Annotated in this window: 19 protein-coding genes and 1 riboswitch; of the genes, 16 read left to right on the top strand and 3 right to left on the bottom strand. The window is 52.0% G+C overall.

The genetic code is table 11. The features are described 5' to 3' along the window. Positions 1-51 precede the first annotated feature (51 nt). From I8J30_RS23325 to I8J30_RS23280, 10 genes are all read left to right on the top strand, one after another. Complete coding sequence (locus I8J30_RS23325; RefSeq protein ID WP_210662247.1) at positions 52-1515, top strand: extracellular solute-binding protein; 1464 nt, start codon at positions 52-54, stop codon at positions 1513-1515. 80 nt (positions 1516-1595) lie between these two features. Then, entirely contained in the window at positions 1596-2501 is a 906-nt protein-coding gene (locus I8J30_RS23320; RefSeq protein ID WP_210662245.1) for a carbohydrate ABC transporter permease, read from the top strand. Between the two features lie 73 nt (positions 2502-2574). Then, positions 2575-3897 carry a carbohydrate ABC transporter permease gene (locus I8J30_RS23315; RefSeq protein ID WP_210662243.1) on the top strand — a complete coding sequence of 441 codons (1323 nt, stop codon included), beginning with the start codon at positions 2575-2577 and terminating at the stop codon, positions 3895-3897. Between the two features lie 10 nt (positions 3898-3907). Beyond that, complete coding sequence (locus I8J30_RS23310; RefSeq protein WP_210662241.1) at positions 3908-4681, top strand: SDR family NAD(P)-dependent oxidoreductase; 774 nt, start codon at positions 3908-3910, stop codon at positions 4679-4681. Positions 4682-4737: 56 nt separating this feature from the next. After that, positions 4738-5871: a galactonate dehydratase gene (gene dgoD, locus I8J30_RS23305; RefSeq protein WP_210662239.1), complete on the top strand. Its 1134-nt coding sequence runs from the start codon at positions 4738-4740 to the stop codon at positions 5869-5871. A gap of 53 nt (positions 5872-5924) precedes the next feature. After that, positions 5925-6353 (top strand): hypothetical protein, encoded by a 429-nt coding sequence (locus I8J30_RS23300; RefSeq protein WP_210662237.1) that lies wholly within the window; start codon positions 5925-5927, stop codon positions 6351-6353. 713 nt (positions 6354-7066) lie between these two features. After that, complete coding sequence (locus I8J30_RS23295) at positions 7067-7456, top strand: acyl-CoA thioesterase (protein ID WP_210662235.1); 390 nt, start codon at positions 7067-7069, stop codon at positions 7454-7456. Positions 7457-7624: 168 nt separating this feature from the next. Further along, on the top strand, positions 7625-9004 hold the full coding sequence (gene fumC, locus I8J30_RS23290) for a class II fumarate hydratase (protein WP_210662233.1): 1380 nt from the start codon (positions 7625-7627) through the stop codon (positions 9002-9004). 107 nt (positions 9005-9111) lie between these two features. Then, a riboswitch (cyclic di-GMP riboswitch) is annotated at positions 9112-9201 on the top strand. Between the two features lie 74 nt (positions 9202-9275). Next, positions 9276-10817, top strand: a complete 1542-nt coding sequence (locus I8J30_RS23285; protein WP_210662231.1) for a methyl-accepting chemotaxis protein — start codon at positions 9276-9278, stop codon at positions 10815-10817. 106 nt (positions 10818-10923) lie between these two features. Then, positions 10924-11889 carry an aldolase catalytic domain-containing protein gene (locus I8J30_RS23280; RefSeq protein WP_091212968.1) on the top strand — a complete coding sequence of 322 codons (966 nt, stop codon included), beginning with the start codon at positions 10924-10926 and terminating at the stop codon, positions 11887-11889. 57 nt (positions 11890-11946) lie between these two features. On the opposite strand, the gene I8J30_RS23275 is transcribed toward I8J30_RS23280, so the two are convergent. Next, entirely contained in the window at positions 11947-12837 is an 891-nt protein-coding gene (locus tag I8J30_RS23275) for an AraC family transcriptional regulator (protein WP_210662229.1), read from the bottom strand. 141 nt (positions 12838-12978) lie between these two features. Between I8J30_RS23275 and I8J30_RS23270 the strand changes: the two genes are divergently transcribed. Further along, positions 12979-13767, top strand: a complete 789-nt coding sequence (locus I8J30_RS23270) for a phytanoyl-CoA dioxygenase family protein (protein ID WP_210662227.1) — start codon at positions 12979-12981, stop codon at positions 13765-13767. Positions 13768-13867: 100 nt separating this feature from the next. Continuing rightward, positions 13868-14482, top strand: coding sequence for a hypothetical protein (locus tag I8J30_RS23265; protein ID WP_091212975.1), 615 nt, complete (start codon positions 13868-13870; stop codon positions 14480-14482). Between the two features lie 53 nt (positions 14483-14535). Here I8J30_RS23265 and I8J30_RS23260 read toward each other — a convergent pair whose 3' ends face one another. Then, positions 14536-17460, bottom strand: coding sequence for an MMPL family transporter (locus I8J30_RS23260; protein WP_210662225.1), 2925 nt, complete (start codon positions 17458-17460; stop codon positions 14536-14538). A gap of 269 nt (positions 17461-17729) precedes the next feature. Here I8J30_RS23260 and I8J30_RS23255 point away from each other — a divergent pair, with 269 nt between their 5' ends. After that, on the top strand, positions 17730-18311 hold the full coding sequence (locus tag I8J30_RS23255; RefSeq protein ID WP_210662223.1) for a TetR/AcrR family transcriptional regulator: 582 nt from the start codon (positions 17730-17732) through the stop codon (positions 18309-18311). 91 nt (positions 18312-18402) lie between these two features. Here I8J30_RS23255 and I8J30_RS23250 read toward each other — a convergent pair whose 3' ends face one another. Continuing rightward, positions 18403-18705, bottom strand: a complete 303-nt coding sequence (locus I8J30_RS23250) for a hypothetical protein (protein ID WP_210662221.1) — start codon at positions 18703-18705, stop codon at positions 18403-18405. Between the two features lie 159 nt (positions 18706-18864). Between I8J30_RS23250 and I8J30_RS23245 the strand changes: the two genes are divergently transcribed. The 3 genes from I8J30_RS23245 to I8J30_RS23235 form a co-directional block, all read left to right on the top strand. Next, the gene (locus tag I8J30_RS23245) at positions 18865-20250 is read left to right on the top strand and encodes a VWA domain-containing protein (protein ID WP_240548318.1); all 1386 of its coding nucleotides are present in this window, start codon (positions 18865-18867) and stop codon (positions 20248-20250) included. 134 nt (positions 20251-20384) lie between these two features. Then, a complete protein-coding gene (pxpB, locus tag I8J30_RS23240) occupies positions 20385-21104 on the top strand; it encodes a 5-oxoprolinase subunit PxpB (protein ID WP_210662219.1) in 720 nt (239 codons plus the stop codon). Then, positions 21101-21419 (top strand): 5-oxoprolinase subunit C family protein (locus I8J30_RS23235; RefSeq protein ID WP_476703948.1); only part of this gene is annotated, 319 nt, incomplete at its 3' end. The genes pxpB and I8J30_RS23235, both read left to right, overlap by 4 nt.

Here is a 21419-nt window from a genome sequence, read left to right as displayed (position 1 = left end):
GATGGGGATATACTTCATTTGTAGACGAAATCATTCAAGGGAGGCAGTCAAGTGAACAACGCAAAACGACTTAGAAAATGGACAGTTTTAGCTTGTGTCATGGTTTTGATGCTTATTGTATCAGCTTGTGGGGGCGGGAATAACAACAACACGGCAAATAAAACAAGCACAAACACAGAGTCGACGAATACGACGACAGAACCAGCAGCCGACAACACGAATAATGCTGCAACGGACGAAGCAGCTACAACAGATACACCAGCAGCAAACGTTGAAATCACGGTTTGGGATCAGCCAACACCGGAAGACACACAGAAAGAGCTGAAAGAAGAAATTTACGCAGAGTTCGAAACCCAAAATCCAGGCATTAAAGTGAAACATGAATTGATGCCGCAAGGTACGAATGACCGTGAGGTTTTCGTTACAGCAATGGCTGGCGGCAACGGACCGGATGCTTACCACGCAGCTCACTTCCCAATCATTGCTGACTGGGTTGGCCAAGGCCTAGCGCTTGACCTGACTCCGTATTGGGATGGATATGCGGACAAAGACAAATTTATCGCATCCTCGATGCAAGCCGGCACAATCGACGGCAAAGTTTACGGCGTGCCTCATGATATGTATGTAACAGGTTTGTTCTGGAACAAGAAAATGTTCGAAGCAGCAGGACTTGATCGCGATACGCCTCCTGCCAACTGGGATCAACTGGTTGAGTTCGGTAAGAAGCTGACTAACGTAGACAAGAAACAATACGGAATCACGCTTCTGGGTATGGAGTGGGCTGACTGGTGGTTCGAGTACTACGTATGGCAAGCCGGCGGCGACCTGACGCACCTGCAGCCAGACGGTACTGTACAATTGGCCTTCACAGAAGATCCTTCCGTTAAAGCCCTTCAGTTCTACAAAGATTTGAAATGGACGCATAAAATCGTTCAAAACAACGTGCTCCAAAGCTACCAAGACAACATGAACGATATTTTCCAAGGCCGCGCAGCGATGTCCAATGCGGCATCCGGCGGATTCGGCGACTATGTTGCTCAAGGTATGGATCTGAATGATGTAGGCTTTGCACCATATCCGGTAGGTCCTGGCGGCAAAGGTCCAGGCCAAATCGGCGGCGCGTACTGGATCATCAATCCTAAGACTTCCAAAGAAAAACAAGATGCAGCTTGGAAATACATCACGTACATGAACTCCAAAGAAGTGATGGAGAAATTCCTGCAATTCCAACAAGACAACGGTATGTTCCCGAACCTGCTGTCCGTTCGCAACGACGTGGATCCTTCCCAATTCGCGAAAGATATCTCACCTGAGCTGGTCGCTGCTGTAAACAAAGCGGCTTCCGATACTCACCTGGAGTACTTCTTGAAAGAGCGTCTGACTCCTTATGTAGTTAAAGCGGTACAAAAAGCGTTGACGGATGAGAAATCCGATCCGAAACAGCTGCTTCAAGAAGCGCAAGATGCAGCTCAGAAAGAAGTTGTCGATGCGTATAACGCATCCGTGAAGAAATAATATGACGCAGGCGGAGGCAGCGAGCGGGCAAGTCATGCCGCGAGCTGCTCCGCCTGTAATTCCGAAAGGAAGCGGAAGCGATGAAAACAGCCACTGGGCAGCAGCCGCAAGTGCAATTAAAAACTCCCTACCGATTTAAGATATCGTGGACGCCTATTTTGTTTTTGACACCTGCTATCGTGTGTTTCTTGGTATTTAAATATTACCCGCTGCTGCAAGCCGTATATATGGGTTTCTTTGATTATAAGGTCATTAACCCGCCGGGCAAGTTTGTCTGGCTGGATAATTATAAGTATTTATGGCATTCGACGGAGTTCTGGAACGCGCTCCGGAACACCTTTGCTTTCTTTTTTATTTATTTCATCCTTACGTTCTGGGTGCCGATCGTGCAGGCGGTTTTGCTAAACGAAGTTAAATTTGCCAGCAAAACGATGCGTTCGTTGTACTTGCTCCCTACAGCCGTTCCTTCAGTAGCAGGCTATCTGCTTTGGAAATGGCTCTATAATCCGGATTACGGTTTATTGAACTACCTGCTCAGCTTCATCGGACTTGGTCCATACGGCTGGCTCAACGATCCCGCAATGTCCAAGTGGGCGATCGTGTTGCCCGGCGTGTTTGCAACCGGAATGGGGATGCTCATTTACTATTCGGCACTTCAGGGCATTCCGAGCGAGAACGTAGAGGCAGCCAAGATTGATGGTGCCGGACCTTGGCGCAGAATGACAGCGATCGTGTTTCCAAGCTTGAAGTTCGTTATCGGGATTCAGTTTATTTCGTTTATAAGCGGTGTATTCCTGACGTTTGACCCGATGTACATTATGACTGGCGGCGGACCGGCGAACAGCACGCGGACACTGGCCATGCTCGTATTCAATAGTTCCTTCAAGGAGTTCCGATTTGGGGTAGCGGGTTCGATCTCACTCGTCATGTTCGTAATTATCGCGCTGATCACTTACGTGCAGCTCAAATTGTCCAACAGGGATTAAGAGGATTGGTTTGAGGAGACTTCCGGTCGACTCAGCAATCCTCTCATTTAGAGGATCCGGAAAGGAGTATCTTATGGCTGGACGCGGACGCATTAGGGAGAAGGGCGGTTTATCCGTCAAAATCGTCTCCTATTCAGTTGCCATATTCTTTATTCTATCGTCGATCGTTCCGCTTGTCTGGATGATCAGCTCATCAATGAAAGATAACATTTCCATTTACAGCTTTCCGCCTAAATGGATTCCTGAGGTGCCCAAAACCGTAAGCGTAACGCTCAATTACGATGGCGCGGATATTTCGAAGCCGGAGGAATATGAACTGGATGCCATGGAGGCGATTTGGTTCACTTGGAAACGAATGCAGAATGAAGCGGTCGGCGCGATGAAGGTAACCGGCGTGAAAGATGGCGTTATCGTCTATAAAGCGTCGATGCCCGCTTATAACTTTACGGTTGGACGGCCGCAGATCGTTCCGACCATGGTAGCCACGCATGCGGTTATGAAGAACAAGCTGGCCAAAATTCGTGCCGGGAAATTAACCTCGTTCGATTTCAAGGGTGATGGCGACAAGTATACGGGCTCCACTGAAATTGCCGCGGAATTGCCGTTACACGCGACAAATGCGTTGAAATGGCTGACGGAATCGAAAGTTGTGAAAGGGAAAGTGCTCACCATCTCTGAGGTGAAGGACTGGAGAAGGCTGTTCGACAATTACATCGTGCTTTGGAAAAAATCCGGTGACGAAAGCAAAGGCGCCAATTTCGGTTTTCCGCATTTCTTATTGAACAGCGTAATCGTAACCGGATCCACCATTATCCTGCAATTGCTGATCGGTGGAACGGCTGGTTATGCGCTTGCGCATCTAGTTCGGAGCAAAGTCGGTACTTGGTTGACGCTGTTCTTCGTGGCCACGATTATGATTCCGGAAATCGCAATTCTCGTTCCGCTTTATTTAACGATGGATAAACTCCATTTGGTCAACTCGCTGTGGGGCATTATTTTGCCGCATACGGCATGGGGGATCGTTATCTTCTTGTTCAAAGGGTTCTTTGAACAGCTGCCGGGCGAGCTGCTGCAGGCGGGACGCATCGACGGTGCCTCCGAGTTTAAGATTTTCTGGAGAATCATCGTACCTATGTCGGCGCCGATCTTTACGGTTGTTGCGGTTATGACGTTTATTGCGGTATGGAACGAATTCCTGTGGCCGCTTGTCGTTGCTCGGACGCAAGACGTATGGACATTCACCGTTGCGCTTAATGACTTCCAGCAGCGGCAAAGCATGGGCTCCAACGTCATTATGTCCAGCTTGGTTATCGCTACGATTCCGCTCATGCTTATCATCACTTCCTGTCAGAAACTCATCGAGAAAGGTGTTTCTTTCACAGGCTTGAAAGGGTAGGGGGACTTACGTGGATCGCAAAGTTGCTTTAGTAACAGGCTCAGGTCGCGGGATCGGCAGAGGCATTGCGCTTGCTTTTGCACGATCCGGATACGATGTGTGTGTCAACTACAATACAAGTGCGGAGATGGCTCAGGAAGTAGTGCGCGAGATCAACGCCCTCGGTGTGAAGGCGGAGGCGGTTCAGGCGAATATCTCTACGCTTGAAGGCGTCGAATCCTTGTTCGAGCAATTTAATCGACGTTTCGATCGGCTGGACGTGCATGTCAACAATTCGGGCATTACCCGGATGAAGCCTTTCCTCGAAACGCCGCCGGAGCTGTTCGACGAAGTGTTCAATACCGATTTGAAAGGACTCTATTTCTGCTCGCAGCAGGCGGCGCGGCATATGGTCAAGAACGGAACACGCGGAGTCATCATTCAAATCAGCTCCAATCATGCCGAAGGAACTTGGGCGAATTCCACCGTTTATGCGGCGGCGAAGGCTGCTGTAAACAAGCTGACGAAGAATATGGCACTCGACTTATCCCCTCACGGCATTCGGGTTGTTGGCATTGCGCCGGGCTATACGAAGAATGGCTGGGGCGATGGAAACGAGCGCATCCAAAAGGCCATTGAATCGATCTCAACTCGCATTCCGATGGGACGGTTCTGTACACCGGCGGAAGTAGGCGAAGCAGCGGTGTTTCTTGCTTCCGACAGTGCCGGTTATATGACAGGAACGACCATGTTTATGGATGGCGGCGCATTGCTCCCGGTATGGGCGGAGAAGGGGAACGGCTAGTTTCCGGCTGCCCAGCTCAATGAAACCAGTATAGGACGTAAAGGAGATCGGAAGCTGTGAAAATAACAGATTTGAAGCTCTATCATGTGAAACCTCGCTGGCTGTTTCTGAAGATCGAGACCGATGAAGGCATTGTTGGCTGGGGGGAGCCGATCGTCGAAGGCCGTGCCCTTACCGTAGCGACAGCCATTGAAGAGTTGAAGCGTTACTTGATCGGCGAAGATCCGCTTCGCATCGAGCATCACTGGCAAATCATGTACCGCGGAACGTTCTATCGCGGCGGTCCTGTCCTCGTAAGCGCAATAAGCGGAATCGAGCAGGCGCTATGGGATATTAAAGGCAAGTTTTACAACATGCCTGTCTATGAAATGCTCGGCGGCAGAGTGCGCGACAAGATTCGTATGTACTGCCATTGCGGCGGCGAGACGCCGGAAGCGTTCGCTGCTAATGCCAAGCGCAGAGTAGAATCCGGCTTCAACGCGATCAAAACAGGCGTAGACGCGCCTGTACGGCATGTGGATTCGTTGGCTTTCGTGGAGAGCCAGGTGAACAAGTTCATTGCAGCCCGCGAAGCTGTGGGCAGCGGGGTAGACATAGCCATCGACTTCCACGGCAGGGTCAGCCCGGCTATGGCGATTCGTCTTGCCGCGGCACTCGAGCCGTATTATCCGATGTTTATCGAAGAGCCATGCTTGCCTGAGAATGTAGACTCGCTCCTGCGCGTAGCGCAATCGACAAGCATTCCGATTGCGACGGGAGAGCGGTTGTTTACACGTTGGGGCTTCCGCGAAGCGCTGGAGAAAGGCGCAGTAGCGATCGTTCAGCCGGATCTGTGCCATGCCGGCGGGATCTTCGAAGGACGGAAGATCGCCGCTATGGCGGAAACCTACTATGCTTCCATTGCGCCGCATAATCCGCTTGGACCGATCTCGCTTGCGGCCTGCTTGCAGCTCGATGCTTGCACGCCGAACTTCTTGATCCAAGAGCATCCTTCGATGGCGGAGAAGTGGGACCTTGGCGAAGGTTACTTGAAGAAGCCGTTTGAAGTCATCGACGGCCACGTCGCGATCCCGCAAGGACCGGGGCTTGGCATCGAAATCAACGAAGAAGCGCTCATTGAACGCGGCTACGCCGGCGACTGGGATACACCTCGTCTTGCGTACGACGACGGCTCGTTCGCAGAGTGGTAGAATGAAAGGCCGCCCTCTCCGGCAGGTTCGGAGAGGGCGGCTTTTTTTGTTGTTTGGGAGTGGATAATGCTGAGGCCCGAAGCCGGAGCCCGAAGCCGGAAACCCGAAACCCGAAACGCGTCACCAACACCAGCATCAGCACCAGCACCGGCACCAGCACCGGCACCAGCACCGGCACCAGCACCGGCACCAGCACCAATACCAGCACCAGCACCAATACCAACACCAACACCAACACCAACACCAACACCAGCACCGGCACCAGCACCGGCATTAACATCAACACCAAAACCAACATCAACATCAGCACCAACATCACCACCAACACCAACACCAACACCAGCACCGGCACCAGCACCGGCACCGGCACCAGCACCGGCACCAGCACCGGCACCCACCCCAACCCCAACCCAACCCCAACCCCAACGGTAGCAGCAATTATTCTGAATGTTGTCGGCGACGATACGGCTAACGAATCGTGAGAGCCTTATTTGCTCGAAAATTGCCACTAAAAAATTCTAACGAATCGTACAGGTCTTATTTGAGGGAAATACAGCCAAATAGGGCACTTCTAACCGAAATAAGGCCTACAGGATTCGTTAGAATTTAAAACTCAGCCATATTGTTCAAATAAGGCTTCCAGGATTCGTTAGAATCCCAGCTCTGAGTTTTCGGAGTCTCATATGTATGGCATGCCGCGCTCGCGCGTCTAGCAGTTGCTTTGAAAGCTGAGAGTTCGATATCGGAACTCTCAGCAGCAAATCGGCGTGTTTTCGGCGGTGAGAGTTTGTTTTCGGAACTCTCAGCGTCTATCGAGTGGAGATCAAGGTTAGTTAGAAAGCTGAGAGTTCGATATCGGAACTTTCAGCAGCAAATCGGCGAGTTTTCGGCGGCGAGAGTTCTATATTGGAACTCTCAGCTTCTATCGAGTGGAGATCAAGGTTAGTTAGAAAGCTGAGAGTTCGATATCGGAACTTTCAGCAGCAAATCGGCGCGATATCGCCGGTAAGAGTTTGCTTTTCGTACTCTCAGGCACCATTGCGCGAGGCTATTATGGTTCGGTTGGGATCGGAGCTTTCCCGCGTCGGTACCCCTCGCCTAACTCTTTGACATCCATACAATCGCGAGCTAACATGAAGGCAACTAGGCCGATGCTGTAAAACACGGCCGCGGCAAAGGAGGCGTGTGAGGATCGATGCAAGCGAATCTGGAGCTTATCGTTCGTTCAACGGAAATCGATGTGAACGGGCATGTGAACAACGCCAAGTACTTGGAGTACCTCGAATGGGGGCGGGAAGCGTGGTATGAGCAGGCAGGCTTGCACTATGATGTGTTACTGGCAATGGGCGTTCAGACGGTAACGGTTAATATTAATATCAACTATCGCAAGGAATGCAGGCAAGGTGATCGGCTGACGGTTGCAACGACGCCGGAGCGGGCTGGGCGGAGCAGCTATGTGCTCAAACAAGAGATCGTGAACGAGAAGGGCGAGCTGTGCGGGGATGCTATCGTTACTTGCGTAACGATGGATTCGAACACGCGCAAGAGCAGGGAGCTGCCGCCGGAGCTGAGGAGTCAGTTTTAGCCGGAGAATCCGTATTACAAGCCGGCAAATAGGTAATCATGGGAAAGAGGCGATGCATGCTCGTAGATGCATCGCCTCTTTCATAGGAATAGAAGTAAGGTAAAGTGCCATCTTGGGTATATAGAAAGTAAAACGACCAGAAACCATTCGTATGAGGAGGTAGTCGCGATGAGCGATTTTCGCATTGAGAAGGATTCCATGGGTGAGATACAGGTTGAGGCGCACCGGCTGTGGGGAGCGCAGACCGAGCGCAGTCTGCACAATTTCAAAATCGGCACGGAGAAGATGCCGCGTGAGTTAATTACCGCTTTTGCTTATTTGAAGAAAGCAGCAGCGACCGTGAACGGAAGCTTGGGAAAGATGGATGCCCTGAAATCCGAAGCGATAGCGGCTGCGGCGGATGAAGTGATTGCAGGAAAGTGGCAGGATGAGTTTCCGCTTGCCGTCTGGCAGACCGGAAGCGGCACGCAGTCCAATATGAACGTCAATGAAGTGATAGCACGACGTTCGGCGCAGCTGCTCAAGGAGAAAGGCCAAGAAGCAGCCGTTCATCCCAACGATGACGTGAACCGCTCGCAGAGCTCTAATGATACCTTCCCTACGGCGATGCATATCGCCGCGCTGATTGCTGTGGAGGATCTCGTCCTGCCGGCCATTGCGCAGCTGAAATCCACACTTGAGCAGAAGAGCGCAGACTTCATGGATGTAATCAAAATCGGCCGTACCCATCTGCAGGATGCCACTCCGCTTACGCTCGGCCAGGAAATCAGCGGCTGGGTTCGGATGCTGGAGAAAGGAGAGCGTAATATTAGAGCAAGCCGCGAGGAGCTGCGCGAGCTTGCCATCGGCGGCACAGCCGTGGGCACGGGCCTGAATGCCCCGGCGGGCTTCAGCGAGAAAGTGTCGGCGGAGATCAGCCGCCTCACCGGCAAGAACTTCATTAGCGCGCCGAACAAATTTCACGCGCTGACGAGCCACGACGAGATCGTCTTCGTGCATGGCGCAATCAAAGCGCTCGCCGCGGACTTGATGAAGATCGCGAACGACGTGCGCTGGCTCGCAAGCGGCCCTCGCTGCGGGATTGGCGAGATTCGTATCCCGGAGAACGAGCCGGGCAGCTCCATCATGCCGGGGAAGGTCAACCCGACGCAGTGCGAAGCGCTGACGATGGTGGTCTGTCAGATCATGGGCAATGACGCGGCAATCGGCTTCGCGGCCAGCCAAGGCAACTTCGAGCTGAATGTGTTTAAGCCTGTCATCATTCACAACTTTCTGCAGTCGACCCGCATTCTCAGCGATGCCATCCGCTCCTTCGATGAGCATTGTGCGGTTGGCATTGAGCCGAATCGGGAAGCAATCGCCCGTCATCTGAACGAATCCCTGATGCTCGTTACGGCGCTCAATCCTCATATCGGCTATGAGAACGCGGCAGCTATCGCGAAGTCCGCCCATAAGGAAGGCCTGACGCTGCGTGAGGCTGCCATTCGCAGCGGACTTATTACGGCCGATAAATTCGACGAAGTGGTGAAAGCAGAAGAGATGATCTGACAAATTCGACAAAAGATTACAAATTGCGCTATGTACAATTAGGGCTTTTCTCTCCTATAATTAACCCTGTTAACATTAACGAAACCATAGTCTTACAACTACTTCTCATATGATAAAGGCAAACCAATGGAAATGTTGGGACGCAAAGCCTAGGCCTAAAGCATCGATGCCGATGCCATGGTGGACAGGTTACCGGGTGAAAAGGAGTCCATCCTGAACATGGGTGGACTCTTTTTATATTTATACAAATATTGGGAGGTAGACTTGTTGTATGCTTAGAGAGAAAAACCGTGTCATGTTATTCATTTCTACGATCATTGTGCTTTTATCGCTTCTGGTGCACGCATTCGATTGGCTCGGTTTGTCCATGCAGCATGATCATCATCCGGATCAGAATGGTTCAGGTTCAACGCTTCTCTCCTTACTTAAGCAAACGTTCTTCGCATTACCGATTATTTTCTTACTGCTTGCCGGATTTTGCATGCGGTTACAGAAGGAACAGCAGAGCGTTCCGCTTCTGATGACGCTGTCGCTTACCTTCAGCAGCATATCCATTATTGCCGGCGGTAACGGGATGGTGGAATACCACTTCTCCATCTTTATGGTACTCGCCATTATTTTGTACTACGACCTCATCGCAATGCTTCTCTTCAGCACCGTCATCTTCGCTCTGCAGCATGTACTCGGCTTCTTAATCTTCCCAGAGCTTGTCTACGGAACCCGTGATTATTCGCTGGCCATGGTCTCCATTCATATCGTATTTGTCGTTTTGTTTATCGGCGCCGTTACCTATCAAATTCTGACGCGCAGAGCCTTCATCCACGCACTGGAATCGGCCCAACAGCAGAAAATTCAAGCAGCGGTCAAACAAATTATCGAAAATGTGACGGAAACGTCGGACCAGGTGCTCATGAACTCCAAGGAGCTCAGCTGCAACGCGGCCACGCTTAATCTCTTGGCAGGGGATATCGTACAAACGATGCATAAGGTCGATGCCGCGGCACTTTTACAGGAGAATGGCGCACAGACCGGCAAGAAGGTTATCGGAGAGATGCTCCGAGACATCCATACCATCGCTGAAACGTCTGCCACCGTATCTAATTTCTCGAATGAGGTCGCGACTGAGGCCGACAACGGGAATGAAGCCATTCAGAAGGCTGTCAGGCAGATGACATCGATGAGCAAAGCCGTTCAAGAGTCTGCTGCCAAAGTGAAGCTGCTTGGTCAGCGTTCACAAGAAATAGATGATATTACAAGTTTAATTACAGACATCGCTTCCCAGACCAGTCTGCTGGCATTGAATGCGGCAATCGAAGCGGCGCGTGCAGGCGAGCATGGCAGAGGATTTACTGTCGTATCCAATGAAGTCCGCAAGCTGTCAGAACAAACAACCGCTTCCGCCCAGAGAATCGCCGAGCTTGTTCAAGACATCCAGGCGAATAACCGCGCTTCTATCCAATCCATGGATCAAGTCATTGCAGAGGTGGCATCAGGCAATCAAGCCGTGTGCGATGCGGGAGCAGCGTTCGAAAGCATTATGCGGTCTATTAAAACCGTTGCGGAGCAAATTCATTACATCTCCGGCGCTTCTCAGCAAATGTCTGCCAGCACGCTGCAGTTCAGCATCAACATCGAGGAAATCTCCCGCATGTCCGTTGAATTGACGGGCAGCGTAAAGACGGTCACAGGCAGCTCGAATGAGCAGCATCAGCTGATTTCCAGATCGTCGGAGCTGGCGACAATGCTGGAGAAACTAAGCGATAAATTAGATCAAACGATGGTCAGCACAAGGAAATCCTTCCGCGCCATATAATCCGAAGAGTAGTGCAATTCTGACAAAAATGACTTTGCGTTCATAGCCAATATCAAGTATTATGAGTAGAAAAGACAAGATCTGGCTAAAAAGGAGACACAATGCTATGAATGCTTCGAAAAAAAGTCATTGTAAAATCGTCGACTGCACGATCCGCGACGGCGGACTCGTCAATAATTGGGATTTCAGCGTTGAGTTCGTTCAGCATCTGTACAACTCGCTGAATGAAGCCGGCGTCGAGTATATGGAAATCGGGTACAAGAACTCGCCGAAGCTGCTTAAAGGCGCTGAAGATGCTGGTCCATGGCGCTTCCTGGACGACGACTTCCTTCGTAAAGTCATCCCGCAGAAGCTGAATACGAAGCTCTCTGCACTTGTCGATATCGGACGGGTAGACGAGAACGATATTCTTCCGCGCGAAGAGAGCATGCTCGATTTGATTCGCGTTGCCTGCTACATTCAAGACGTACCGAAGGCGCTGGAGCTGGTTAACGTATTCAATTCCCGCGGCTACGAAACAACGCTGAACATTATGGCGCTCTCCAACGTAATGGAGAACCAACTGCTTGAAGCATTCGAATTGATCGAAGCAAGCGTGGTTGACGTCGTATACGTGGTTGATTCCTACGGCAGCTTGGATCCGAATGACTTCAACTACTTGGTCAGCAAATTCCAGAAGTACCTGCCAAGCAAACGTTTGGGCGTACACACGCACAACAACATGCAGCTGGCTTTCGCCAATACGCTCATCTCCGTGGAGAAAGGCGTCGAGTTCCTGGATGCTTCCGTATACGGCATGGGCCGCGCGGCAGGCAACTGCCCAACGGAACTGCTTGTCGCACATCTGAAGAACACGAAGTACAATGTGCGTCCGGTGCTGGATATGATCGAGAAGCACATGATTACGCTGCGTGAAAAAGAAGAGTGGGGCTATATTATTCCTTATATGATTACAGGCATGTTGGACGAGCATCCTCGTTCCGCAATGGCACTTCGCAATTCCGATGACAAGGACAAGTCGGTTGATTTCTACGACAAACTGACTACGCCTGAAGTACTGCACAGCAAATAAGCACTTCTATAATAGATAAGCTCCCAGGCCTGCGAGGCCCGGGAGCTTGTTTTGTTTCTAGGAAGATTCTCGCCAATACTCGGTTCGATATTCACTCGGCGTTACGCCGAATTGCCGTTTGAACATCCGATTGAAGAAGCTTAAATCCTCGAAACCGACCTCAAGCGCGATGGACATGATTTTGCCGGACGTCGTCTCGAGCAGCTTCTTCGCCTCCTGCAAACGAATATGGTTGCGGAACTCGATGAAAGTCATGCCGATATGCTGCTTGAATTTGGTGGTGAATGCCGTCTGGCTGAGGTTACATAAAGTGCTGAGCTGCTGCAGGCTTAGCGGCTTCGCGTAATGCTGCCTCGTAAAGTCGCAAACATTGCGAATAAGCGCATTCTCGTCACTTGCCGCAGTCATCGGCTTCTTAAACGATCGTTCATGGCAGCGGCTAAGATAGATGAATAACTGCATGATATGCGCTCTGACCATTAGTTCGTAGTTGGCTTCGCGATTCGTATCTTCATATACAAGCCGATCGAGGATGACCAGTGCCTCCATGCGGTCAAGCTTGCCGATATTCATCACGGACGGATTACGCGTTTTCTCTCTAAGAAAGGGTTCGACGTAGTAGAAATCGATGAATGCCGTCACGCCGGCCATATGGGAGAGCTCCTGCTCGAAGTAATACGGATCGAAAATAATATTGTTTACGGTAAACGGCGTGCCCGGCAGACGTTTGTAGCCATGAGGGACATGGCGATGGATGATGAAGATATCCCCTTCGCGAATGAGGAATTGCTGATCTTGAAATAAATGAATGCCTTGGCCTTCCGTCACATAGATGATTTCGACAAAATCATGCGTATGCAGCTCATAATCGGTGGTGACCGGAGCGCGAAATGCCCGAAAAGGAAATGAAGGGTTATCCATAAACTGTTGATTCACATAATGATCCATGCGCTGCCCCCTCCAAGCTGTCAGAAAGTCCAACCTTCGCGTTAAATTACCCAATCGAACGCTGTTGTTTGTGTAATAAATTTACTATAGCAGAACCGTCTCAGTTGGAAAATATGAACAGGCGCTAGGGGAGGGAAAGGGATGGACACAGCTTCGAACAAGCAAGCGGAATTTGATTTGCAAGGCCATCTGGAGGAGTTTTACCGCAAGGGGTTCACCGTAATCAGAAACATGCTGGACGAAGAACGGGTAGATACTTATCGGAAGGCGTTTGAGCATGAATTTAAGACGACGGGGCCTGACGGCTACGGTGCCAATTTGCGCACGAAAATGTTTGAGCGAAACAATCTGTTTCTGCAGCTGATCGATGAAGAGCGGACAGTGTCCTTTGCTGAGGCGGTGCTCGGCACAAACTGCCATATGTTCTCCAATAACGGGCTGTACACGACGCCGGGCACCGGCATTGATTTCTGGCATGTGGATGAGGATCTGTTCTTTCCGATGCCGGAGGAGGCCGAGCTGGATCCGCGAATTCAGATGCCATGCTTTATGTTTACGGCGATGTATTATTTGACGGATGTGACGGAAGATATGGGGCCGACGCAGCTTGTCCCGGGCAGTCACCGAAGCGGAAGGCATCCAGCCTCCCCGAAAGAAACGCCTTTCTTTAACGGTCAAGGTCCGGTTTCCATCGTCGCCAAGAAAGGAGACATGCTGCTGTTCAATGGCCAGACCTGGCACCGCGGCGCACGCAATGAAAGCAGTCATGTTCGGATGGTGCAACAGGTGACCTATGGACGCCGCTGGGTATCGCAGCGCTTCTATCCGTTCATTCATTATAAGATGCCGCAGCATGTTATCGAGGCTGCGAAGGATAATCCACGGCTTACTCGGCTGCTTGGCTTTCATCCGCGTGGGCCGTATGGATAAATAGGCATATTCTCATTGAATTTTCGAAGGGCATCCATTACAATAGAGTCCACTCATGGAAGTGATTGGCGTTACGAACTGTTGAAGGAGTGGATGCGGCTTGAAGAAATCATTAGCGCTAATCATCGAACAATTGGAATCGCGTCAGACCATGCAAGCCCTGTCTCCGAAACGGGTATGGGATGCTGCACTCGATCAAGAAATAGCCGCTTTACCTTTAATTTCCGCTGGAACTCCGAAATCCGCGGTACCAGCGCTCATCGCGCTCAAAGCCGGACTGCATTTGCTTAACGAGAGCTTGGATGCGTCGCATGAACAGTCCCAAGAGATTGAAGACGATCCGACAGGCTGCTATTGGCACGGCATTATGCACCGGATGGAAGGTGATTTCTCCAATGCGAACTACTGGTTCAGCAATGCAGGCGCCCATCCGGCGATGGAGAGCTTGCAAACGCGAGTAGCGGATTGGCTGCAGAACAGCGTCATATTAGGAGATCTGCAGGAAGGCGCTATTCGGGATGCGCTGCAGGTGATCAAACGACAAGTACGCTGGCAGGCTCCGGCGCTCACCAGCATGATTGCCCTGCAAGAGAGCGGGACCATTTCCGAGGAAGCCAGAGGCGCGATTGAATATGTGCAGCACATGGAGCTAATGGAGCTGTTTGCGTATACGCACCAAGCGGCCAAACGTGCTGTAGCAGAATCATCTATATAAACAATAAAGCTGTATCCGCCACCTCGAGAAGGAGCGGATACAGCTTTTTTATCTTATTCGGACGTTTGCTCTTTGTAACGCGTGCCGGTTCCTTCTTCGTTGCTCTTCGCCGCTTCGGTTTGAAGTGCTGTTCGCTGGCGGAATGGCCACCAGTTAGCTTCGCCGAACAGATTTGCAAGAGCGGGAATGACAAGCCCCATAAAGACAGTGGCATATAGAATCAGACCGATGACGATACCTGCTCCAATCTGCAGGAGCGTATTCACGCCGGACATCATTAGTGCGGCGAAGGTGCCGCCCATAATGACCGCCGCGGAAATGATAACGCCGCCTGTCGTCGACATCGCTTTCGTCATCGCATACGTAATGCCCCGCGGACGATATTCTTCCTTGAATCTGGCCATGAGGAAGATGCTGTAATCGACGCCCAGCGCTACGATAATAAGGAAGACGAAGAAGGAAGCGCTCCATGACAACCCTTCCTTGCCGAGCAATTGTACGAAAATGAATTCGACGATGCCCATGGTGACCAGGAAGTTAAAGCCAAGGGAAAGCAGCACATAGAGCGGCGCCAGAATGGAACGCAGCAGAATCATGAGTACGATGAATATCCCGAGCAACACAAATGCGCCTGTACGCGTAAAGTCGTTTTTCGAAATATCCTTCAGCTCCGAGATTTGTGCCGACGTGCCGGATAGATACACCTTCGTTCCTTCGATGGCACTTCCTTCGAAGCTGTGGTTCAGCGCAGACCGGATCTGATCAACCGTAGTCAGCGCCTCAGGCGAATAGGGATTAACCGCGAGGACAATCTCCATCTTGGCGGTTTCCCCGTCGGCGGAAATATAGTAATCGAGCGCTTGCTTCAGCTCAGGACTGTCGAGCGCTTCCTGAGGAAGATTCCAGCCCGGAATTTGACTGTCCCCAATTGTACGTTGCGCATCCTTCACCGAAGCGAGACCCTTCGAGATGTCCCCAAGACCCGCGGCACCGTCCTTTAAGCCGCCAGTAAGCGCTTGAAGTCCGCTTCCCAGCTTCGCAGTACCATCCGCCGCTTGGGATTGACCTTCAGCCAGCTGACCAAGTCCGTCGGCTGCTTTGTTTACGCCCGGATTCAATTGATTGAAGCTTGCGGACAGCTTAGCCGCCCCGGCGTAAAGCTCATTTAATCCTCCGGATAACCCTTGCTGCTTGCCCAGCAATTGCTGCATGGCAGGCTCATTCTTCAGCTCCGGATATTTCTTCAGCAGCGCCTGCAAATCTTGGCTCATGGAGCCGGATACTTCAGCGCTCTGCTTGAGTCCGCCGGACAGCTGGCCGGCGCCTTGGGACGCCTGCTGCATGCCGCCGTAGATTTGCTTCAATCCGCTTTGCGCTTCCGAGGTGCGAGAAGCCATCGTCCGCAAGCCATCTGTCAGCTTCTGAATATCGGCTTGCCCGCTCGCAATCGAGCTGCCGGCAGTAGTTAGGCCGTCCGCTACTTGATCGACGCCGGTCTTCATCTTCTCAAGCGCATCAGAGGTTCGTACCAGCTGGTTCGACACCGTCAGGTCAGCCAGCTGTTCGCCGAGCGGTCTTACTGCGCTTCGTACTTCTTTGACCCCGTTTAGCTTCGCTACGTTCGCGCTTGCCGTTTCGAGAGCGGCCAGTGCGGCAGGATTGCGCATGGACTCATCCGATCGCAGCGCTACGGAGAGCGGGAACACTTCACCGGCTCCGAAGGCATGCTCCACTTGGCGAAAGCCCTGCACGGAGCCGAGCTGCGGATTAATTTCTGCCAAGTCGTCAAAGGACCGTTTGCCATGGTACAGGAACGTAATGGGCGTAAGCAGCAGAACGGTGACAACCAGAATGGCTACGGGTCTGCGTGCGGCAAGTGCGGCCATCGCCCCCCAAAGTTTGGATTCGCCATGCCCTTGGCCGCTTGCGATTTTGCTCGGCCAGAAGGCGGCATTACCGAAGATCATCAACAAGGCAGGCGTTAAGGTAAGTCCTGCGATGAGCGTAACGGCAACGCCGATGGATACGCCCACGGCGGATTGATAGAGGCCAAACTGGGCGAAACCAATGAGGAAGAACGCAACGAATACCGTACTTGCGGAGTAGGCAACGGTTTTGCCGACGGTCCGCATCGTTCTCACGAGTGCTTCCGCTTTGTCGCCGTCATGGCTGAGCTCCTCGCGGAAACGCTGGATAAGCAGAATACAATAATCGGTTCCCGCACCGAACAAGACGGCGATCAGGAAGGATTCAGTAAAGGACGAAACCGGCATGCCGTAATCCGTGGCCAGTGCAACGAGCCCGCGTGTGATGACTAAGGAAATGCCAATCGTAATAAGCGGGATGAACGGGGCGACCGGCGAACGGAAAACAAGCAGAAGAATAACGAGCACGAGCGCGACGGTGAGCAGCTCCGTTTTCTTCAAGCCCTCTTCGGAGCTCTGCTGAAAATCTTTGCCGATCGGAGCGCTCCCCGTGAGCTCTACCTTGCTTCCGCTCGGAGCGCCTTCCACTTTAGCGGCGAGTATATCGACCGCTTCCTGGGTGAGCGTATCATTATCCGCACGGGTGAACCCGACGATAAGCAGCTCGGTTGTGCCATCCTTGCTGCGGAATTTCTCCGCAAGCTCCGGCGTTTCATAAGCCGATTGTACCGACTTGAAGCCATCCTTGCCGCTTAGCTGTGCAAGCTCGGCAGCTTTGGCCTTGAGCCAATCGCGGTCCTGCGCTGTCATGCCGCCTTCGCGGGAATAAACGAGGATCGCACTGGATTTGGTGGTTGTCTCCGGATTGATCCGCTCCATAAGCTGCTTGGCTACGACGGATTCGGAATCGGCCGGAATAAATTTCTGCTCGGTTTGCCGGACAATGGCCGCCAGATCAGGCAGCGCAAACATGGAGGCGACGGTTATCGCCAGCCAAGCGATCAGGACTGCCCATTTGGCGCGGGCAATTCCTCGAACGATACGTTCGGACATTTCAATACCTCCTCGATACTAAAAGGTTCTCTATGAATAGTTATAGCGCAAGACAAAACCATCCGTCAATAATTTTGAACTAACGGTCATAATTATTTCACAGGTTCAAAATTAGCCTGTTTCATGAATTCGGTTTCATTCTCGATCGTATGAATTCGAGAAGAAAAGCAGCATTTTATACCGGTGGTCAACTCATGTTTACGGAGCGTAAGGGCTGTGCTACAATTAGCATTGACTGAACGCGAACAACTCAGATGGAGGATATAGCGATGAACCGCGAGCTCAAGAAAGAACAGACACGCATTCGAATCAAAGAAGCTGCGCTCTCTTTATTTGCTGAGCTGGGTTACGAGCAGACATCCGTTGAAAGTATTGCCAAGCAAGCCGGCGTTGCAAAAGGCACTTTTTTCAATTATTTCTCTTCCAAGGATGAACTAATCTGTGACTTGCAAGCGATCTTTGCGTTAAACGAGGTGGCGAAGCTCAAAGACAAGCCCGGCCCGCTGGTGCCCCGTCTGCAGCTGCTGTTATTCCAAATCGTGAAGCAATTCGAGCTTAGCAAACCGCTTACGCGCGCATTATTTCAAGCCATGCTGGGCAGCGCCAAGGCGCTTGATAACCATAACTCGATGCTCACTACGCTCAAAGAAGCTTTGCTGCCGCTTATTGCCGAGGGGCAGGAGAACGGCGAATTCCGCAGAGACATGCCGGCTGAGATGATGGCGCAGCAAGCCTTTCAAGCTTACTTCGGCACGCTCTTCGTCTGGTCGATGGAAGAGTCCGAGGATTCGCTCGATACCCGAATGGCCATTACCTTTGAGCTCTTCTTCAAAGGCATTGCCGTGCAGTAATCCCATATATGACAAAAGCAGCTCCGGTTCATTCCTTCCACCTTGGAAGGAGAACCGAGCTGCTTTTTTTATGCGTTTCAATCTATAGCTTCTAGAAGCCGTTCAGCTCGCCGTCACCGCGGATAGCCGCAGCGTGATGCTGGGCATTCGGGTGGAAATACCCGCCTGCTTGGAACGGCTTGCCGCCGACCGTGATGCCGGATAAGGAAATGCCGATATCTTCGGATTCATGGAACATGTGAAGGAGTGCGGTTTGCGTCATGCCGTCGATCTCGATGTACCACAGCTTGTAGCCGGCGTCCGTGACCACAACCAAATGAGCAGACCTATAAATTAATTTTGTAATGACATTGTTGTAGATAATGCTCAGCTCTGCAAGCGAGTAAGTTTCCATATGGCAGCAGCGATCCTTTCTTCCCCAAAATATACTTCCCCCGATTGTACTGTCGCGCCGCCGAGAATGCAACAATTTACAACCGGGTTCCGTCGATGGATATAAGCCGACTCTTACATATAATGGTTTGGCTTCCAAAAGAATCGAGGGGGAATTCGGATGCAACAACGGAAACGAATAAACAGAGAACATGCACCGAGTAAAGCGAATGTAATGGTAAAAGGAAAGATGAAAACGTCGCTTCTGCTGCTGGCTGCGCTAACATTCCTGCTGGCGGGGTGCTCCTCGGCCGATAATCAGAACGATTCCGCGGCGAATACGGATTCTGCAAGCAACAGTTCGAACACGGAAGCAAGGGACGACAGCAGCACAAGCGACCGCGGTGAAGCTACTACCGACTCAAGCAGCAATGACAAAGCAGATTCATCCGTTTCGGAAGAGCCTGCACCGCCGACGGATGATGCCTCCGGCGATAAAGACGAGACGACTTCGCCGGGAAGTCAGTACGACGACTCAGAGCCGGGCCAGCTGACTGCCGGAGAGTGGAACGATCTTACCTCCTGGAGGGAATGGATCAAGCTGCTCAATAGCGGCGAGGGCAGAGAGCAGCAATCCTATTGGTCTGTGTTTCCGCAGAATCGATTGGAAGTTGTCGTGACCGGAGGCGGGAAGCCGGTGTCCGATGCAGAGGTCAGCCTTATTGATGACGATGGCGATACGGTATGGGAGTCGCGGACCAATATCGATGGAGAAGCGTCAGCCTATGCGGGATTATTCGATGAACAGCAGAATCAAGAGAGGTACGGGGTTATCATTCGTTCGGGCAATCAGGAGAAGCAATACGAGAATGTGCAGATTCCAAGAGGTTCCGCGCTGCAGGTGGATCTAAACGAACGGGTGAATCCGTCGCTTGGCGTTGATCTGATGCTCGTAGTGGATACAACGGGCTCCATGCAGGATGAGCTGGATTTTCTGAAATCGGAGCTGAAGGATGTCGTGGCCCGCGTCGGCCGGGATAACGGACAGCAGCTGGATATTCAAGTCAGCACGAATTTCTACCGGGATCGGAGCGATAAGTATCTCGTTAAAGATTATCCGTTTACGAAGGATATCGATACGGCCGTCAAACAGCTTTCCCAGCAAAGCGCAGCAGGCGGAGGCGATTTTCCGGAAGCGGTGGACGAAGCACTGGAAAATGCCATCGATGATCATAAATGGAGCGGCGAAGCAAGGGCCAGACTGTTGTTTCTCGTGCTTGACGCTCCGCCGCATCATGAGCGCAAGGTGACCAAACGCATTCATGAGCTGATGGAATCGGCCGCAGCAGAAGGAATACGGATCATTCCGGTAGCTTCCAGCGGCGTAGATGTACAGACCGAATATCTGATGCGTTTCATGGCAACGGCGACGGGCGGGACTTATTTATTTCTAACGGATCACAGCGGTATCGGGAATGATCACATGGCTCCGGCTGTCGGGGAATATGAGGTGAAACGTCTCAATGATTTACTCGTGGAGGTCATTAGTCGCTACACGTCAGAATAGAACGCTTTATGTCGGAAAATGTTTTAGAAAAGCTTTGTAAAGATGCTGGACAAAAAGGCACGTAATGGTACAAACTAGAGGAGATTATCATTAAGCGGGATTCCCTTCCAATTCGGAATTGCAATGTTGAAAATATGAGAAAAATGGTGAATTATGTGGGCGAGTCTGCAGCGCGAGCATTCAGAATCAGACCTCTTGGAGATCGGGCACTTGTCGTATATTTGGATACGGCGATGCAGGAAGGAGAGCGCTGGCTGCTCGCTGCCGGAATGGCGGAATTGCTGCGAGAGGCCGGGCTTACTTGGCTCGTCGATGCGGTTCCGGCCTATGATACGGTAACCGTTGTTTATGAAAGGTTCGACTATGAGCAGGCGGCTGCCGATGTAGAACGGGTTCTGCTGGATACGCGGCATCAGTATGCGATTGAACCCAGACTTATCGAAATCCCGGTATGTTATGGCGGTCATTATGGACCTGATCTGGCAGCATGCGCCTCACGTGCGGGCATGACGGAAGCGAGTTTCGTTACTCGCCATGCTGCTGCGGAGTATCAGGTTGCCATGATCGGTTTCATGCCGGGCTTTCCCTATTTGAGCGGTTTGCCCGCCGAGCTCCGTCAGCCGCGTCTTGCCCGGCCGCGAAGCAGCGTGCCCGCGGGGGCTGTCGGCATTGCCGGCGGGCAGACCGGCATTTATCCGTTATCGACGCCGGGAGGATGGCAGCTGATCGGCCAAACACCGCTTCGGTTGTTTGATCCGAAGAGAGCCGAGCCTTTTCTGCTTCGCATGGGCGATAGGCTGCGTTTTGTTCCGATTTCCGAGCAGGACCTGAAGGAGCAAGGTGAAACGCCATGAGTCTACGCATCATCAAACCGGGCTTACATACAACGGTACAAGATTTGGGGCGACCGGGCTGGCGGCGCTTCGGTATTCCCGAAGGCGGCGCGATGGACAGCATCGCGCTGCGGACGGCGAATCTGCTCGTCGGCAATGCGCCCGGCGCGGCAGGGCTTGAGCTCACGCTGAATGGACCGCAGCTGCTGGCGGAAGAGGCGATGCTGATCGCCGTATGCGGCGCCGACCTGGCACCGTCGATCGACGGCGAGGCGCTTCCGCTGCGGCGGCCGGTGTGGATTGACGCCGGAACGGTCATTCATTTCGGTTCCGCGG

It is taken from the genome of Paenibacillus lignilyticus, assembly GCF_017942085.1.
Taxonomy (GTDB): domain Bacteria; phylum Bacillota; class Bacilli; order Paenibacillales; family Paenibacillaceae; genus Paenibacillus_Z; species Paenibacillus_Z lignilyticus.
This window is presented reverse-complemented; position numbering and strand designations above follow the sequence as displayed.

Excerpts from the sequence above, each read along its gene's own strand:
- I8J30_RS23320 (WP_210662245.1), top strand. The coding sequence starts at position 1,596 with ATGAAAACAGCCACTGGGCAGCAGCCGCAAGTGCAATTAAAAACTCCC.
- I8J30_RS23315 (WP_210662243.1), top strand. The coding sequence starts at position 2,575 with ATGGCTGGACGCGGACGCATTAGGGAGAAGGGCGGTTTATCCGTCAAA.
- I8J30_RS23295 (WP_210662235.1), top strand. The coding sequence starts at position 7,067 with ATGCAAGCGAATCTGGAGCTTATCGTTCGTTCAACGGAAATCGATGTG.
- fumC (WP_210662233.1), top strand. The coding sequence starts at position 7,625 with ATGAGCGATTTTCGCATTGAGAAGGATTCCATGGGTGAGATACAGGTT.
- I8J30_RS23285 (WP_210662231.1), top strand. The coding sequence starts at position 9,276 with ATGCTTAGAGAGAAAAACCGTGTCATGTTATTCATTTCTACGATCATT.
- I8J30_RS23280 (WP_091212968.1), top strand. The coding sequence starts at position 10,924 with ATGAATGCTTCGAAAAAAAGTCATTGTAAAATCGTCGACTGCACGATC.
- I8J30_RS23275 (WP_210662229.1), bottom strand. The coding sequence starts at position 12,837 with ATGGATCATTATGTGAATCAACAGTTTATGGATAACCCTTCATTTCCT.
- I8J30_RS23270 (WP_210662227.1), top strand. The coding sequence starts at position 12,979 with ATGGACACAGCTTCGAACAAGCAAGCGGAATTTGATTTGCAAGGCCAT.
- I8J30_RS23260 (WP_210662225.1), bottom strand. The coding sequence starts at position 17,460 with ATGTCCGAACGTATCGTTCGAGGAATTGCCCGCGCCAAATGGGCAGTC.
- I8J30_RS23255 (WP_210662223.1), top strand. The coding sequence starts at position 17,730 with ATGAACCGCGAGCTCAAGAAAGAACAGACACGCATTCGAATCAAAGAA.
- I8J30_RS23250 (WP_210662221.1), bottom strand. The coding sequence starts at position 18,705 with ATGGAAACTTACTCGCTTGCAGAGCTGAGCATTATCTACAACAATGTC.
- I8J30_RS23245 (WP_240548318.1), top strand. The coding sequence starts at position 18,865 with ATGCAACAACGGAAACGAATAAACAGAGAACATGCACCGAGTAAAGCG.
- pxpB (WP_210662219.1), top strand. The coding sequence starts at position 20,385 with ATGAGAAAAATGGTGAATTATGTGGGCGAGTCTGCAGCGCGAGCATTC.